Genomic DNA, 15,850 nt, shown 5'->3' on the forward strand with positions numbered 1-15,850 from the left:
GATTCATTATGCCCTTGGATTATGAAACATTACGAATTATATGGTGGATTCTGCTCGGTTTATTACTCATTGGTTTTGCGATCATGGATGGTTTTGACCTGGGTGTTGCTATGTGGCTACCATGGCTTGCAAAAACAGATACTGAACGACGCATATTGATTAATAGCATTGGGCCGACTTGGGAAGGAAACCAAGTCTGGTTTATTCTAGGTGGAGGTGCGATCTTTGCTGCTTGGCCAGCCTTATATGCCCTCTCTTTTTCAGGTTTTTATTTGGCGATGCTCGTAGTATTGTTGGCTCTAATTTTGCGTCCAGTTGGATTTAAATATCGTTCAAAATTAAGCAACCCTCAATGGCGTTCATTTTGGGATTATGCTTTATTTGTCGGTGGCTTTGTGCCTGCGCTGATATTTGGAGTTGCTGTTGGCAATGTATTACAAGGCGTTCCTTTTTATTTTGATGAATACTTACGCCCATTCTATACTGGCAGCTTCTTTGGCCTGTTGAACCCCTTTGCCCTATTGTGTGGATTGCTGTCCGTGTTGATGCTCGCCATGCATGGTGCTTTTTTTCTTAACTTGAGAACAGAGGGACATATACAACAGCGAGCCCGAAGTGCAGCAAGAATATCTGCATTACTTGCCTTATTACTTTTTATCAGTGCAGGAATTTGGCTTCATTATGGTATAGATGGTTATAGTCTAACGAGTAATTTAGGCCATGATGGTCCATCAAACCCCCATTACAAGACGGTTATTCGGCAAGCGGATGCTTGGTTTTCTAATTACAGTAATCTGCCCATAACCTTATTTGCTCCTGGGATTGGAATTATTGCAGCCTTACTTGCACTTATTGCAGCAAAGCATATTAAAACTGCATTTATTTGCAGTGCTCTTTCTGTTGCCGGGATCATCGCCACCGTAGGTGTTAGTATGTTTCCATTTATACTGCCCTCATCATCTAATCCTGAGCAAAGCTTGCTTGTATGGGATAGCTCTTCAAGCCAGTTAACTTTGTTTATTATGCTAGTAGCTACTGTTATTTTCTTGCCTATAGTTTTGGCCTATACCGCTTGGGTTTATCGCGTATTAAGAGGAAAAATAACAGAACAAACGATTATTAAAAATCAAGATACGGCCTATTAGGAGGTTATTATGTGGTATTTTTCTTGGATTTTGGGTACTGGTCTGGCCTGCTGTTTTGCCATCTTAAATGCAATGTGGCTTGAACTCGATGACTCAAAGGATGAGCACAAATAAACCCGATCTATAACCCGAGAGATGGTATTTTCTCGGGTTTCTACTGTTCTATGCAATGCGCTACAGTCCCACCCAACGAATAAACTCATTGTGCGCATTTAAGTTAACTGAAGGTCCGCCCTCAAAATATACTGTGAAACTATTTGCAAGCTCATTTGTTCTGGATAAACCACCATTAATTTTGACTTCTTTGATTTTGCCTAAATTGACGATCTGCATTTGCGTCTCATAATAACCACCCCGTACTATTTTTAAAACAGGTATTACAAAATGAATGGCATTTATGCCATCGTCTTGACTTGCTGTACTATCCGGCTTGTTATTATTAGCCAAATAATAAAGTTCTGTCGCATTCAGTGCAATGTACTCTGCATTATTGATCTGACGTCGTAGCATCCGTGTCAATGGTGCTGTAGTATGAAATACACGTTCATAAGTATCCGCTGAAATGACCGCAACAGGTTTACTTTCAGCATTCTTACTGCCTTTATAACCACTACCCACGAATAAAATAGCATCACGATGTTCATCAGGAGCAGAGACTGGCACTTGGATTGTAGGATCATTCATATGTTGAGACGCCGTAGTTTTATCACAATTTAAAAATTTTGATTTAGCAAACCATGCATCGCTAGGATAATAAATGACTAATAATGATTTATCCTTTATCGTATTAATAATTCCTTGGGAGGTCGCTAAAGGAAGCGCAGGACATCCCCAACTTCTTCCTGGACGCCCATATCGTTTAATAAAACCTTCTTCTACATACCAACCAGAATGCATCACAACAGACCGACTTGATGCATTATCGTTAAAATTACGATCCAAACCATCCAAACGGAGTGAAAGACCATCACGGCCATAATAGGCTTGTTGGGTTTGATAAACTCCAATGCTGCTTGCTTTACTGTTAAATTTATTAGAAAAGAAATTGGTCAATAAGGCCCCAGACTTAATGCCATGTGACACATAGGTATAAAACAATAACTTTCTTGCTTTTAAATCAAACACCCAGAAGCGCCTCTCATTGGAAGGCAAAGAGTAATCAATAATAGTTAAAATGTTATTATGTTCCACATTATACGTTGCAGCACACTTGAGTGTAGTAAGTACTTTGTTAATCACTAGCGGATTTAAATTAGGTGCTTCATGAGCTAACAATGATTTAATATCATTTAGGTAAAGATCATTAATTTGCTCGATCCCTGGAAAAGGTGCTATTTCACTGATGAAACGAGCATCATCCTTCATAGTTCGTGTCTGTGGAAACTCCAAAGGAAGTTGTGGAAAATAGCTTGTAGTTACTGCTAAAAATAATAGCAGAAGAGCGCTCATGATTTGTCCTTATTTTTATTTGTTCAAATCCTGTATTTTTAATATAGCTCAAATTTTTCATTACAACTTATATTTCATGAATCGCTAAGTGATTTATTGTTAAGCAATTTGAATTAATTGAGGAGGTTGAGCCGTCACACTCAACCTGAATCGATTACATGGTTTTTGCAGGAGTTTGAGAGGTATTTTCTTCATTGGGTTCATATTTGTAACAAATACTTGTTACTGCGTTGGTCATATGCAATAAAGCATTTCCCAGGTTCACTGGAAGCGAATTTGAAGTGCAACCTGACGTAGCTCCTGCATAAACAGTACCCAAACTTGTAAAATTAAGAGCGGCATTTCCTATGCTGGACAAAGCATTGTCATTACTACTAAAGGTAACTACATTAAGCGCAAGCATTGCTATCTCAAAACCATTTTCCCAAACCGTTTCCGGATTAGAAAATAGATTATAAGCAGCCATTGTTAGAGCAAGACCATTTGCAACTTGCATAGTTGCCCTCCACCTATTTTCCTTATTAAAAAAACTAATCATGTTAATCCTCCTTAATGCAGTTAAATCTGATCGAACTTTAAACATTAATTTTTTAATAATCAAGCACTTTATAGGATTGTTTGAAGAGTAACTGATTAGAAAGGTTACGGTTATTGATAGCAAAGTGAAGATTTATATCCACCAGATAAAGACTCCATTATTTCTTCAATTTGGTAAGCAATTTTAAAATATTGATCCTGATTTTTGCTATCAAACAGTTGATCCATGAGCTTCTGACCTTCTTTACTATTAATAAAGTCACGCTGTTCTTCTGTTATAACCTTAACAGTACAATTATCCATTACCCATTTGAATGAGGTAATTGGCTTGGATTCTTTAAAATAATTTGGTTTCAATTTCATTTAACGTCTCTTGGAAAAGAACAAGGTTGAGCATAATACTTAGGGATGCCTAAAAAAGCGATATTTTGCTAACCACTATTGAAATTACCTCTAATTTCATTTTATTGTTTTGAATTCTAACAAACCTCTTCGGCTATCTACAATACGAAGACAATGACGCATTGATCCTTTATTGGTTATGCATTATGTTTGTCCTTTTTTACCTTATCGATACTTCATAATGACTCATTCGTTGACATCTGAACGATCTTATTTCAAAAAATCCCTGCAATTTTTGTCTGATTATTTTTTAAATTCAAATGATAAATGGAAGGCATGGGCGCTATTTTTTGGTTGTGTTTTTAGTACATTAACAATGATTGGTCTTGGTTTTGTTTTAGGATGGTGGTGCTTTCCATATATTTTTGCCGCATTTATAGTTAAAGATACGGCCACTTTGTTAATCGGGTTAGGAGCTGGTCTTTTAATTTCTGGTGCGATGGCTGGTCTTAATTATTTGACTAATTTTTTAAAAAATGAATTGTACGTTAATTGGCGCTGCTGGTTAACTAAAAAAATAATCCATCAGTATTTGAATAATAAGACAAATTATTTGGAAATTTCCCGTATTTATAGTGATATTGATAACCCGGAACAACGTATTCAAGAAGACATTGATAAAGTTGTTGATTCATTTCTAAACTTATCTTTAGGTTTTATCGATAACCTTTCCAATCTCGTCATTTATACTGTACTTTTAAGTTTGGCAGGAGGTTCATTATCTTTTATGCTTTTTGGGGGAACGATAATAATCCCTGGATTTTTAGTATTAGTGGCATTGGGAGTTGGTATTGTAACTTCGCTCCTCGGTTATTTCATCAATAGGTCTTTACGTGAATCAACTAATGAAGAGACGATTGCTCAATCCAACTTACGCTCTGATTTACAACATATTAAAACGTTCTCTGAAGAAATCGCAATCGAGCATGCGGAGAAATATTATCAAAACCGACTGGAAAACGAGGTAGATGTATTAAGTATAAAAACCAGAAAACGATTATCCATTCAAAATGAAACCGCTTCATTTAATTTATTTAATGGGATACTGCAAGCCATTATTCCAGTAATTGCGGCAGCGCCTTTATATTTCACTGATCTTATTACGTTGGATGTATTTTATTCTGCAGGATATTATTTTTCCATGATAACGCGCTCTTTAAACTGGTTTATCAACTCTTTTGAAACAATTAATAAATTCCAAACGAGCTTAGATCGTATTATAACATTACAACAAACCTTGGAGAAAAATAATGCGGTTGAATCCACCAAGAACATTATTCGCACTATAGGGCTTCAAAATGAAAACCTTATAGTACGAAGTTTAGACCTTCACTTACACGGCAGTAATGAGTTAGTCATTAAGGGTCTTAATTTACAATTTAAACCGGGAATTCATACTCTGATTCAAGCACCCTCAGGAACAGGAAAAAGCAGTCTTTTTAAAGCAATAGCAGGAACATGGTTATCCGGTGAGGGAGAAATTCTCATCCCCAATAGCCTGGAATCTGTTTATTTTTTACCGCAAAAGCCCACTCTTCCAAACGACACTCTGAGGGCGGTGCTCGCTTATCCTGATGCAAACTGCTCTTATTTTGATAGTGAATTGATTTCAGCTTTAAAAGCCGTAAATATGGAATCACTTGCAGACAAATTAGATGAACAAATTGGTTTTAAATCATTAGGTGAGCAACAACGAATTGCCTTTGCACGTGTATTACTGAGAAAACCCGACTGGATATTCCTGGATGAAGCCACCGCTTCTTTGGATGAGCATGTCGAGGAGCACGTATATTGCCGACTCAAGGAACTTCTGCCAAAAACTACAATCATTAGTATCGCGCATCGTTCTACGGTGAGACATCATCATGATAATGTTATATTTTTTAATGTGAACAAGAAGAAAGAAGTCAAAGTAGAAGAAAAACCTGCGGTATTCGGGATCATCTAGAATAATCATCAAACGTTTTAACTCGGGGGCTTACTTATTATTTAGCACAAAAGAGCCATAATTATATCCGGCAGCTAAATCCTGATACAGATTGACAATAGTAATTAATTGCTCCAGCTTGTGCTGGTTTACTTCAATAGCGAGTTGATCCAATTTAATTCTTTCTTCAATCAAAACAAGATGGCTGATAATTCCTCTTTTATATAAAGTCTGATTCAATCGATAAGCATTCCTTAGCTCGCGCTCTGCCCTCATTACATCATTAAGTCGCTTTGTATAAAGTTCATGCGCGGATAAATCATTTGTTACATCTCTAAGTACTTTGCGTAAGGTATCAGTGTAACGGTAATAAGATGCTTTATTTAATCCTTTGGCTTTTTGTAATTGGCCTAAAGCAGATGCCCTTAAAAAAGGGACTTCAAGAATGGCCTGATTAAAATGAATCGCCTGGCCTAATTGACCTCCATTGGCAACTTTAGCAATTTCTCCACGTGCCATGGCTAAATTGATGGTAGGCAAGAAATGAGAAAAAGCAATACCAATTCCCGCATTGGCGGCACAAAACTCTTGTTTTGCTTGGATCATATCAGGGCGATTTTCAATAATAGTTAATGGAAGAGCACCAATGATCATTTGTTGACTATTTAAGTCTCTAAAGTGGCGTTTCATCGGAAATTTCCCTGGATTTTCATCCAGTAAATAATGCAGAGCATTTTCGCTAACCACGATATTTTGTTGCACTATTCTTTCTTTAGCCTGGATTAATGAACGCTCTGTTTTGGCAAGCTCTAATTGAGTTCGAGCAAATAATCCACCTTGATACATCGCCTGAGTAATAGTAATTAATTGAGAAAGATCATTCGCCAATGAATGTAACAAACTTAATTGTTCCATTTGGCTTTGATAATTAAAATAATTGCTCGCAATCTGATTTATCACAGCAAGTCGAACGCCATAATACATTGCTTTTGTTGCTTTTAATTCATATTTGGCTTTCTGTTGTTCTTTAATCTGTTTAAAGATATTAATGGTATAAGCTGGAACAGCTGTAAGCAGAACACCAGGAAAGCCTAAATAAGGGAACGAAGAATAACCTGCATTCCCTGTGACTTCAGGAATCCAGTTCAGTTGAACGCGCTTTAATTCACCTTGCGCGGCTTCAATATGAGCCATGGCGACTTTTACATCATTATTATTGACTAATCCTTTGTCAATCAGTGAATTTAAATTAGGGTCTTTAAATTGCTTCCACCATGGAAAACAAGGCAAATTTTCATCAGAATTTATGAATTTAGAATCTTTAACAGTCCATTGATTAGCAATAAGTAAGGGCTTAGGGGTATGCTGAGTACAGGAATTTAGCATGAAACCTAAAATCAATAAGCCAATCATCCTAATCAATTTATTCTCCAATATATTTAATTCTTTGGCTTTGATTTATCCGAGTAAGTTGTTCCAGTATACTCCGCGTTTCTATTTTCAGTACTTCATTCCTATGGGCTCCTAAAACAAATAGCCTTCGAATATTATGATATGCTTGTTGGACTACAGAGCCAAATGAGTCCAATTCAGTTGCAAAATTTACATCTAAATCACGCTCATGTTTCGCTGCATCAACAAAAGCATATAAATCCAGCATGCTGGTGTTCAACACAATACTTTCTTTTAAATAAAGACTATCCCGTAATGGTTTGTGAGTTACTATATCAAAGAGTTTATTCAAATGAGTAATAATTCTTTTTTGTAAATCAATATAAAATTTTCTCGATAATTGGCTATTGTGAAATACCAATGTTTCAAATAGAAAACAAAGTAAAAATGCGACAATTGTCGATAATAAGTAATCAAAAAAGAAATTGGGAACAGCATAATTATTTCTACCATAATAATCTGTGCCTAATGAAGTTAAGGTCACAGTGAAAATAGTAGGAAATGCATAACGCTTTCCTAAAGAAAAGTAAGCCATGAATACAATAAAAGGAATAATAATCAGGATAAAACGAAAATCAATTTGCCCTATAAACCATAATATATAGGACAAAAGCAATCCAAAAACCGCCCCCCAAAAACGATGGGTCGTGCGTTGCAAACTTGCACCCCTATCAAATCCTGCATAAATCATCATTACTGCAAAACCAATCCATCCAGCATGTGAATATCCTAAAAGACTTTGAATTGCCAATGCAGTTGAGAAAACGAGACAAATTTGTAATGCTCTTGTTTTTCGATAATCTACAATTTTAAACATAGATAATTCCAAGAAGATATAAGTTTATTTAAAATGCTCCATGGTGTTTCCGCCAACTCGCACGGTTGCTCTTTTTCAATTGCACGTTTAAAAATATGAAGCTTTTCTATAAATAAATTGATTTTTTCAGGTTCCAAAATGATAGTTTCAGATTCAATAACACAAACTATTAAATGCAATTGATTAATAAGCAAATTAATTTTCCAGATGGAGCGAAGAGGAAACGTTTGGGGAAGCATCGTCGCATAACGTACTAAATGGGTTGTGTGACCTCTAACCGGATTAAAAATGATGTTTTTACGTGCAACCATTAAGGATAAATGCTCAATAATTTGTGAAATAAGTAATATCAAAGCCCTTAACCATAAACGATAATAATAACTCCTTGGGAAAAAAGCTAATGCAGCAAAAACTATTGCCATTGCTATAAAGGTATTCAAACAATTATTTAAAATCGCATAAAAACTGGTATTTACATCTTTATACAGCAGAGAGTAGGCTCCCAAACTTAACGCAACCGGCGCAATTACAATCGTATGCATCCTGCTCTTAATAGCAACCATATATAAAAAGAAAGAATAGAAAAAAGCAAAAATGGGGAAAAAAGGGCTAATTGACAAAATATCAAACAGAAAAGCACTTATAACAGCCCACCAAATGCAATAAAAAAGCAGCACATTTTTTCTCTTTATCGTATCACCTACTACTTCAGCAGCCATAGCGGTAATCGGGATGTAAAAATAATAAAAATAGGGATTAGGAATGGAAAAAATAAAATTAACTGCAAAAAGAATAAGCAAAACATAAGTAACTTTCACTCCATTAACCCGATGATTTCCATAGGGATCGTAGTCTTCAATGATGCGAATTAGTTTCGATATAAACATAAGCACTCGCACCGGGATGTAATGGATATTTAGGATCTGGATCAAGAATCTCTATTTGAATTGGAAAGCGTTGTGGCTCCAGCAACCATTGATTGTTGCTGCTCACCATTTGCTGTTGAGTGCGTGGATCCGTGATTTGTCGGTCTGCTGCCCATATAGTGTTGACTACCCTGCCATGGAAGATTTTATTAAAATAATACATCCGAAGAATGATATAAACTTTATCACCAGGCCTTACTTTACGTAGATCAGTTTCGTATAAATTAGCTTGTACCCACCATTTTGACGTATCGATAAAGGAGAATAATGGTTTGTGTATTTTTACAGGTGTTCCTGGTCCAATATAAAGATTATCGACTACTCCATCAGTAGGCGCTTTAACAATGGTCAAATCAAGATTTACTTTCGCATTGTGCATTTCTGCTTTGAGGGCTTTGATTAATTTTCTTTGTTGGATTATTTGCTGATCTTCAATCGCAATTTGTTTTTTAAGTGAATCCATTTTGTTTTTTATTGAATGTAAGTCATAATCAAGCTTTCGTACTTCAAGTTTTGATAGAGCTTCGCGTACACTTGGTGCTTTTTTTAATTGATATTCAAATCGAGATTTTTCATAATCAAACTTGGCTGCATCCAATAAAGTTTCTGTTTTTTGTGTTTGCCGCTCAATTACTTTAATACGCTCTAGTGCTTCCTCATATCTTGCTTTCGCCGAATCATAAGCTAAAAGATATGGTTTTCGATAAACTTCGAATAAGGGTTGATCTTTTTTTACAGCACTTCCATTTTGAACATAGATTTTTGTAATAAAACCCGAAACATCTGCAGCAATTGGCGTAACATTAGTCACCACAAAGGCATGACTTGTAAAGGGAATTAAATAGGAAAGGATATGATAAATACCAATAAAGATACTCAATACAATTACGATAACAGGTAAATTAATCTCCTTTTTTGAGACTTTAAATATCCTTTTCATGACTCCCTTAATTAATCAATTAAATTTGTTTTACTGAATATCTTATTCTGTTCAACCTACAATAAATTGAAATTTTTTCAAAATTCGTAAAAATCAATCAGAACTACAAGTGTAGCGAAATCTTTCTCTATGTTTCAACAGATTTGGTTATTCTGAGTTTGAAAGATATTAGATGCGCATTTGTGATACTAATATTTCCTACAATATCCTATGATTATAAGATTCAACTTGAGAAGTGACATGGAGAATCAAGAATGAACGAGAAGCTTGATATTGCAACGGTCGAAGTTACAGTGGTACGAATTTATACTTTGGAAAGAGCTGATAATGTACCTATAATTTTAAATTACTTACAAAACGAGGCTAAAATTCGGGGAATTAGTGTTTTTCGTGCAATAAGTGGTTTTAGTGGTGAAACAGGCATCCATAATGATTCTTTTTTGGATGTATCGTTTTCCCTTCCTCTCATTATCGAGTTTTTTGATCATCCAGAAAAAATTACTGTAGCTTTAGAGTTTTTAATAACTATAATAAAAAAAGAACATTTGATTTTTTTCCCCGCCCGAGCAAATGCCTAAAATTATATTTCCTATAGAATATTATTCATCTTAGATTATGGGGATGAACATCGATTATATAAGAGATATCTACAATAAAACGCTACCTAAACCAGATATCTCGTTATCATGTTCTTTTATGTTCTTTTGTTCTCCAAGAGGTTGCGGTTTTGCAGTAAATAAATACGATAAATTCTTCATCAATAGACTCACCGTACGTCTATTCGGCTTGCTGTGATTTTGTCTTTCTCGATATATCTCGTAGTCTTCAGCTTTAAATTGATTTTTTATATGAAGTTTAATTCGTGGATCCAGAGATGATATACGGTCAATTTGACCTATTCCCTGATTTACGACTTCTCGATATTTACCTACGACTCCGTCGACTTTAATTTTCAAATTAGCAGCATCATCTATCATTTTTGCTGTCTGAGTTTTAAAGCAGGAAAAGTACTGAGCTAGAAAATTGCTAATTTTCACAAAAAAACCGTCATGGAGTCTAATAAATTCACTCAAGATTTGGCTCTTTTGTTGGAGGCCATGGAGGAACAGTGAATTTTCTTTTACGGTCACAAGTAACTTATAACTCGTTTGTACCGCCTCTTTCATCTCTTCATTTGCTTTTTGAAAAGCTGCCAGCCGTTCTAAACTTTCATCTGCGATGAATGATTTTAATGCATCATCTTGGTTAAAAAAGCGATTATTTATGGTAGCAATTTGCTGTTCTTTTTTCCTTAATTTGCTTTCTAAATCCAACAAACATAATTTTGCCATCTCTTTAAATTCTGTCTTACACAAACTATCTGATGTAGCAGGGAGAGAAGATCCAATGATGTCTTGCAATTTCTGTGGAGTGGCTGTTCGATAAACAACTGTTATTGGTGTCGCCACCCAACTAACGCCCTGTATCACCTCTGAAGACAGAGCAGGAGATTCGTCCATATCTTTTAATTGTTTTATTTTTTCAATTAATTTTTGTTTTCGATGTTCCTCTGAATTTTCTAAAAGCACGTGAATTGACTGTTCTTTTCCTTTAATAAACTCTAAAAAATATTGTCTTCCAGTGATTTTCAGATCATTTTCTTTTGCAGCTAAAAGCAGTGCCCTTACGATTTCTATTTTTTTTTCAAGTTCTGATTTTTTACTTCTTAGTTCGATCAAGTTAAAAATACCTGCAGAAACTTTTTCCATATCTGCTTCAAGCGCAGAAAGGCTCTCAAGAATGTTTCGTCCTGGAGTTTGTAAATTAGGGCCTGTTGGAGCAAGTCGCATGAAGCCAAATGGGCCTGTTTTTCTTCTTTGCGGTTTTGTATTGGTTACAGGATTAACTCCGATGACCTTAAGATATCGCTTGGTAAAGAGCTCTTTCAGGGGTTTTAAAGGATCGGGAGCGCTACTTTGAGCTGCATTTACTAATTGATCTGGCTGTGTTAATTGCGTCATCCGCTCTTCAATTTTTAGCAAAAAATGATCTATCTTGGGCTTGATTTGGTTAAGATCTATAACAACAGCAAGCAGCATTTTCGCCTTCCAATCTCTTTCTATTTCAGCAATTCCAAGTTTAATGATGTGGAATAGCATACCTGCAGAAAGAAGAAACGTTTTATAATCATTCTTATCCGTAAAAGGAACACTGTTTAAAGCTAATAATTTTTCAATATTCCCAATTAAAGCGAAGATATTTTTCGTAGTATTCGTTTTCCAATTCTCATATAAAGCGGATATGACCTCACTAGACTGAGTCAGCAAAACTTTTTCTTTTTCAGCTGTTTCTGGTAGCTGCGCGATTGCTTCATCGATAAATAGCTTAACAAAAACTGCAGTTGCCCATGAGCGTTTACCATGTTGATCAAATTCGTTATATTTTTCCTGCGCATTTGCTTTAATGGCATCAAGGTTATCCACTGAGTTAACGTAGTCAAATATAAGCAATGCTGACTCCAGAATCTGCTGCTCAGCATCCGATTTGCTCCCACGCCATTCTTTAAAACGTTCGATTTTACTCAGCATAGCCACTCAATGAGTTAGTTAATCAATTACTGAAAATTCATTCTACAAAAACGCAGATCAAAATAAAACCATGATATCTATCAATTATTCTAATTCCCAAATGAGTGCTAACGAAATAAATGCAAGTTTATTTAAAATCGGCTATTCTAAATTCATACACCTATGGAGAAAAAAATGCCATCAAAAAAAGGAATTTATCTCTTTGCCCTAATTGGCTTACTCCTTGGATTTGCACTTGACGGTTTAATCCGCAATGAAATTACTAAAGTATTCGATTATGCTTTGATCGGTCTTTTTACCCTTCTATATACACTGGCATATAATGAGAAAAGCAGCTTCCGTCTAATTACAAGCAGCTTCATTGTCGCTCTATTTTTGTCTTTACCCCTGCTCCCCTTGGAAGCACGCTTTACATCGATACATCTTGAACACTGGTTTACCTTTCTTTGTGCCTTCCCACTCTTTGCCTATGTGGGGCATTCGTTCCACTATGCATACCATCATGATAATACATGGCGTATCAGTTATAACAGTTTATTTGCTGCTGTTTGGAATACGATTCCCCTGCTTTTTGTGGCCTCTTTGTTTGCAGCGTTGTCCAATCTGCTGATTTTGTTAGGCGCCTTTATTTTCAAAACTGTAGGTAATGATTTTTTATGGGCTTTATATTCTGAAAATCTACATTTTCAATTGATTTCCCACACCACTTTGTTTTTTATAGGATTAGGAGTTGGTCAGCAAAATATCAAAATTATCTATAACTTACGCTTTTTAATGTTAAGAATGATGTACTATCTATTCCCTTTCTTAGCATTGATTAGTACTGTGTATTTTATTCTTTATTTGAGCCACTCCGTAGTTGGTGGTGAACAATACATCAACCCATTAGTTATTTTAATACCGCTGACTGCCTTAGGAATTATATTTTTTAATGCCTACTTTCAGGATGGAAGTATAGAGTCAGGGGCTCCATCCTGGCTTAAATTGTTATTAGGTATTTATCGGGTGATTTTATTCCTTTTAGTTTTAATGATGACTCATAAAATTTTCCAATCTTATTCGGTGGATGTTAACGTTGTCATTTGCATCATCACTGGAATTTTATTCAGCTTAACTTATGCGATTACAGCCTGGTTTCCTGAGACTATGGAGCAAAAATGGGTACGGATAGGGAACATTTGTTCTGCATTGTACTTTATAATTGCTCTCTTTTTGCTCAACCTTCCATATATGCCAATAGCCTTTCAGGTAGGTGCTCAACCCAGTCTATTAACAATAATCACACCGTAAAAAACCTGCTATCAGTGAATACTTTTTCACTTACCGGATGTTTTATTGCACATCGGGGATGGGCCTGATATTGCCAAATCGAGAATTTTCCTCGACCACCTGATTGACGAACGTATTCCCATAACCAATCCAACACCCTTTTTTAATTGTCGTTCCTGGACCAATAGTTGTAGCCATGCCTATAAAGACATTATCTTCAATGATTACTGGAGCAAGAAAAAGTAAATTACCTACATCGGAGTGACAACTAATTGATACCTGGCTCGCAAGCGTGACATTTTTCCCGATGGTAATTAACGGACAATCAACAAAATCTATATCAAAAGAATTTACAATTTGAAAAGAAACTTTGGCACCCAGCGCACGCCAATAAAAAAACTTGGTAATGTTGAATGTTTGCAATAAAGGAGTCAAGCCAACGATTTTAGCAGAACGAGCCAAAGCAAAATGACAAAACCAGGCAACAGTCATTCGATTCATTTCACGTTTGTAACGACCCGGCTTTAAACGAGGTAAACACAATCTAATTGCTGCAATAATAGTTATAAAAGAAGTAAATAATACAAAAGGGGCTAAAGGAAGAACCAACCAGGTGTATGTATAACCATGATAAATAAATAAACCCGTTAAACTAAAAGCAGCGACAGCGGGCATCAAACTAAATAAGATTGATACCATATCAATAATAATGAGCATAGATGATGTCAATTCAGTCTTTACCGGGGTCTTTTTGGACTTGGTTTTATTCTTCTCAGTCATAATATGATGTTCCTCTTTGATAACAGCCTGGTCGAAGGCAAAACGATAACAAAACTATTGAGCGCTATGCGGAACCAATGTCATTCATTTTTCAGTAATTACTTGCTGAGAAATAAGCTTTGGTTTGGTTTGAGCATGACTATCCACTAATAACTCATCTTTTGGCAGTTGGAATAAAACCATAGGCAGTACCTCTTTAGTAATCACACTATGGGCATAGGGTTCATTAATTTGCATTAAACGTTCATGCATTTTTGTTACTATGGAATCCGCTATTTGAGTTGCATCATCAATAACCAAAACAATTCTATTTCCCAAGCTATTACGGGCAAAATACCAGTGAGATTCCATTTCAAATGAAATATAGTGCAACATTTCCTGCAATTCTTGCCCCGAAATAGAACAGCTTTCTAATTTCAGCATTTGTGTTTTATAACAAAATTCTAGTCTTGGCGCTTGATTTAAAAAGCCGGTACATTTCACTACATCCTTGAGCCGATAGCGAACAAACCCCATCGCTGTAGTTAAAAATACCTCATAATTTTGGCCCTGTTCTAATTCCCAGGATTGCAAAAGATTTTCCTTCTCAATACTTTTACCCTCCTCAATAAACTCGGTAATATGCGCGCCAGGATGCAAAAACCCGCCCGGTTGATTGTCTATCGGAACGGTAAGCCATCCTTCCGTAGCTGAAAAAGTGCCATCAACCATATCAACTCCTGGTCCTAACAATTTTTGCAACTGTCGTGCAGGATATTCACAGAGACCAGAAACCCAGCATCCGACTACGCTCAATGACGGCCAAAACTCTTTGAATGAGCTGGGTTCTTGCTGTGCTAATTGACGCAAGTACTCCCGACGCTTCCTCGTAATTTGAATCGGTGGTAAAAAGTCAGGAACAGCTTCATCACCCAATAAGTAGGGCAAAAAGTGCTTAAATTTTTTAAGACAACGCTCAAAAAAAGCATCCATCACCATAGGAGTTACCGCAAATATTGCGCTAAGATCGGAAGCTAAAGCATACAAGGCAGACCATTGTGTATAGACTTCTGTATTATCGAATACTTCATCAGGCATAGCATAAAAACGCTTTATAAAAGAAGGTAAATTACGATAATTAAAATTGCTAATCCAACCCGAAGGAATGCCAGCTGGAGATGCTCGATGAGCATCTACTGCCGCCAGATACAGTATTTTTTCTTGAAATAATCGAGGGAAATGCTGAGTCAGAGTATAAATATAAGGTGGCATCGTACGTTGAAACTGGGTTTGGAACGAAGTGGTAATTGGGAAGAATTTTCGAACACCCGCTGTTCCTGATGTCTCAGACCAAAAAATCAATTTCTCCCCATTAAAGGGCTGGATGAGGCTATATTGAGCAGCCAAGAGGTCTGCTTCATAATCTTCATAGGTTGTAATTGGAAAATCACTAAGGTTTAAAGTTCGGATACTTTTTAATGCCGCACTCCAATAAGAAGACCTTTTTAATAAAGGTACAATCTCTCGATTCCACAACTTTTCGCGTGCACGCTCGGGATATTTCGTATCCTCAATAAAAGCCTGATATTTTTTTCGAGTAATTGCTGCGATTAATAATCTTTTCCAATTCATTCTTATTGCTAACCTAAATGAATACAAT

15 protein-coding genes are annotated in these 15,850 nt (G+C 36.0%); 5 read left to right on the forward strand and 10 right to left on the reverse strand.

What is annotated here, in order from left to right; genetic code table 11:
* The first annotated feature begins 8 nt into the window (after positions 1-8).
* The gene (cydB, locus tag BW930_RS10475; RefSeq protein ID WP_058467146.1) at positions 9-1,145 is read left to right on the forward strand and encodes a cytochrome d ubiquinol oxidase subunit II; all 1,137 of its coding nucleotides are present in this window, start codon (positions 9-11) and stop codon (positions 1,143-1,145) included.
* A 9-nt stretch (positions 1,146-1,154) separates the two neighbouring features.
* Positions 1,155-1,259, forward strand: coding sequence for a cytochrome bd-I oxidase subunit CydX (gene cydX, locus BW930_RS10480; RefSeq protein WP_058467147.1), 105 nt, complete (start codon positions 1,155-1,157; stop codon positions 1,257-1,259).
* A gap of 60 nt (positions 1,260-1,319) precedes the next feature.
* On the opposite strand, the gene BW930_RS10485 is transcribed toward cydX, so the two are convergent.
* The 3 genes from BW930_RS10485 to BW930_RS10495 form a co-directional block, all read right to left on the reverse strand.
* Entirely contained in the window at positions 1,320-2,594 is a 1,275-nt protein-coding gene (locus tag BW930_RS10485) for a murein L,D-transpeptidase catalytic domain family protein (RefSeq protein ID WP_058467148.1), read from the reverse strand.
* Between the two features lie 154 nt (positions 2,595-2,748).
* Complete coding sequence (locus tag BW930_RS10490; RefSeq protein WP_238587826.1) at positions 2,749-3,090, reverse strand: hypothetical protein; 342 nt, start codon at positions 3,088-3,090, stop codon at positions 2,749-2,751.
* 152 nt (positions 3,091-3,242) lie between these two features.
* Positions 3,243-3,494, reverse strand: coding sequence for a hypothetical protein (locus BW930_RS10495; protein WP_058467150.1), 252 nt, complete (start codon positions 3,492-3,494; stop codon positions 3,243-3,245).
* Between the two features lie 220 nt (positions 3,495-3,714).
* Here BW930_RS10495 and BW930_RS10500 point away from each other — a divergent pair, with 220 nt between their 5' ends.
* Entirely contained in the window at positions 3,715-5,481 is a 1,767-nt protein-coding gene (locus tag BW930_RS10500; RefSeq protein WP_058467151.1) for an ABC transporter ATP-binding protein/permease, read from the forward strand.
* A 30-nt stretch (positions 5,482-5,511) separates the two neighbouring features.
* Here BW930_RS10500 and BW930_RS10505 read toward each other — a convergent pair whose 3' ends face one another.
* From BW930_RS10505 to BW930_RS10520, 4 genes are read right to left on the reverse strand one after another with little or no spacing between them, the layout of a single operon-like run.
* Positions 5,512-6,873 (reverse strand): TolC family protein, encoded by a 1,362-nt coding sequence (locus tag BW930_RS10505; RefSeq protein ID WP_238587833.1) that lies wholly within the window; start codon positions 6,871-6,873, stop codon positions 5,512-5,514.
* Positions 6,874-6,883: 10 nt separating this feature from the next.
* Positions 6,884-7,729, reverse strand: a complete 846-nt coding sequence (locus tag BW930_RS10510) for an FUSC family protein (protein WP_058467153.1) — start codon at positions 7,727-7,729, stop codon at positions 6,884-6,886.
* Entirely contained in the window at positions 7,714-8,616 is a 903-nt protein-coding gene (locus BW930_RS10515) for a hypothetical protein (RefSeq protein WP_058467154.1), read from the reverse strand. Before BW930_RS10515 ends, BW930_RS10510 begins: the two co-directional genes overlap by 16 nt.
* A complete protein-coding gene (locus BW930_RS10520) occupies positions 8,585-9,595 on the reverse strand; it encodes an HlyD family secretion protein (protein ID WP_058467155.1) in 1,011 nt (336 codons plus the stop codon). Before BW930_RS10520 ends, BW930_RS10515 begins: the two co-directional genes overlap by 32 nt.
* Before the next feature lie 254 nt (positions 9,596-9,849).
* On the opposite strand from BW930_RS10520, the gene BW930_RS10525 reads away from it, so the two are divergent.
* Positions 9,850-10,173: a DUF190 domain-containing protein gene (locus BW930_RS10525; protein ID WP_058467156.1), complete on the forward strand. Its 324-nt coding sequence runs from the start codon at positions 9,850-9,852 to the stop codon at positions 10,171-10,173.
* 69 nt (positions 10,174-10,242) lie between these two features.
* On the opposite strand, the gene BW930_RS10530 is transcribed toward BW930_RS10525, so the two are convergent.
* Positions 10,243-12,162 carry a hypothetical protein gene (locus BW930_RS10530; RefSeq protein ID WP_058467157.1) on the reverse strand — a complete coding sequence of 640 codons (1,920 nt, stop codon included), beginning with the start codon at positions 12,160-12,162 and terminating at the stop codon, positions 10,243-10,245.
* A gap of 174 nt (positions 12,163-12,336) precedes the next feature.
* Between BW930_RS10530 and BW930_RS10535 the strand changes: the two genes are divergently transcribed.
* Entirely contained in the window at positions 12,337-13,452 is a 1,116-nt protein-coding gene (locus BW930_RS10535; RefSeq protein WP_058467158.1) for a hypothetical protein, read from the forward strand.
* Positions 13,453-13,494: 42 nt separating this feature from the next.
* Here the strand turns inward: BW930_RS10535 and BW930_RS10540 are convergent, their stop codons facing one another.
* The gene (locus BW930_RS10540; RefSeq protein WP_058467159.1) at positions 13,495-14,211 is read right to left on the reverse strand and encodes a DapH/DapD/GlmU-related protein; all 717 of its coding nucleotides are present in this window, start codon (positions 14,209-14,211) and stop codon (positions 13,495-13,497) included.
* An 84-nt stretch (positions 14,212-14,295) separates the two neighbouring features.
* Complete coding sequence (locus BW930_RS10545; RefSeq protein WP_058467160.1) at positions 14,296-15,822, reverse strand: GH3 family acyl-acid amido synthetase; 1,527 nt, start codon at positions 15,820-15,822, stop codon at positions 14,296-14,298.
* Positions 15,823-15,850: the final 28 nt, after the last annotated feature.

This window comes from Fluoribacter gormanii (genome assembly GCF_900156395.1).
Lineage (GTDB): Bacteria > Pseudomonadota > Gammaproteobacteria > Legionellales > Legionellaceae > Legionella > Legionella gormanii.

What these genes read in the sequence shown, in the direction of transcription:
- cydB (WP_058467146.1), top strand. Translation starts at nt 9, where the DNA reads ATGCCCTTGGATTATGAAACATTACGAATTATATGGTGGATTCTGCTC.
- cydX (WP_058467147.1), top strand. Translation starts at nt 1,155, where the DNA reads ATGTGGTATTTTTCTTGGATTTTGGGTACTGGTCTGGCCTGCTGTTTT.
- BW930_RS10485 (WP_058467148.1), bottom strand. Translation starts at nt 2,594, where the DNA reads ATGAGCGCTCTTCTGCTATTATTTTTAGCAGTAACTACAAGCTATTTT.
- BW930_RS10490 (WP_238587826.1), bottom strand. Translation starts at nt 3,090, where the DNA reads ATGCAAGTTGCAAATGGTCTTGCTCTAACAATGGCTGCTTATAATCTA.
- BW930_RS10495 (WP_058467150.1), bottom strand. Translation starts at nt 3,494, where the DNA reads ATGAAATTGAAACCAAATTATTTTAAAGAATCCAAGCCAATTACCTCA.
- BW930_RS10500 (WP_058467151.1), top strand. Translation starts at nt 3,715, where the DNA reads ATGACTCATTCGTTGACATCTGAACGATCTTATTTCAAAAAATCCCTG.
- BW930_RS10505 (WP_238587833.1), bottom strand. Translation starts at nt 6,873, where the DNA reads ATGATTGGCTTATTGATTTTAGGTTTCATGCTAAATTCCTGTACTCAG.
- BW930_RS10510 (WP_058467153.1), bottom strand. Translation starts at nt 7,729, where the DNA reads ATGTTTAAAATTGTAGATTATCGAAAAACAAGAGCATTACAAATTTGT.
- BW930_RS10515 (WP_058467154.1), bottom strand. Translation starts at nt 8,616, where the DNA reads ATGTTTATATCGAAACTAATTCGCATCATTGAAGACTACGATCCCTAT.
- BW930_RS10520 (WP_058467155.1), bottom strand. Translation starts at nt 9,595, where the DNA reads ATGAAAAGGATATTTAAAGTCTCAAAAAAGGAGATTAATTTACCTGTT.
- BW930_RS10525 (WP_058467156.1), top strand. Translation starts at nt 9,850, where the DNA reads ATGAACGAGAAGCTTGATATTGCAACGGTCGAAGTTACAGTGGTACGA.
- BW930_RS10530 (WP_058467157.1), bottom strand. Translation starts at nt 12,162, where the DNA reads ATGCTGAGTAAAATCGAACGTTTTAAAGAATGGCGTGGGAGCAAATCG.
- BW930_RS10535 (WP_058467158.1), top strand. Translation starts at nt 12,337, where the DNA reads ATGCCATCAAAAAAAGGAATTTATCTCTTTGCCCTAATTGGCTTACTC.
- BW930_RS10540 (WP_058467159.1), bottom strand. Translation starts at nt 14,211, where the DNA reads ATGACTGAGAAGAATAAAACCAAGTCCAAAAAGACCCCGGTAAAGACT.
- BW930_RS10545 (WP_058467160.1), bottom strand. Translation starts at nt 15,822, where the DNA reads ATGAATTGGAAAAGATTATTAATCGCAGCAATTACTCGAAAAAAATAT.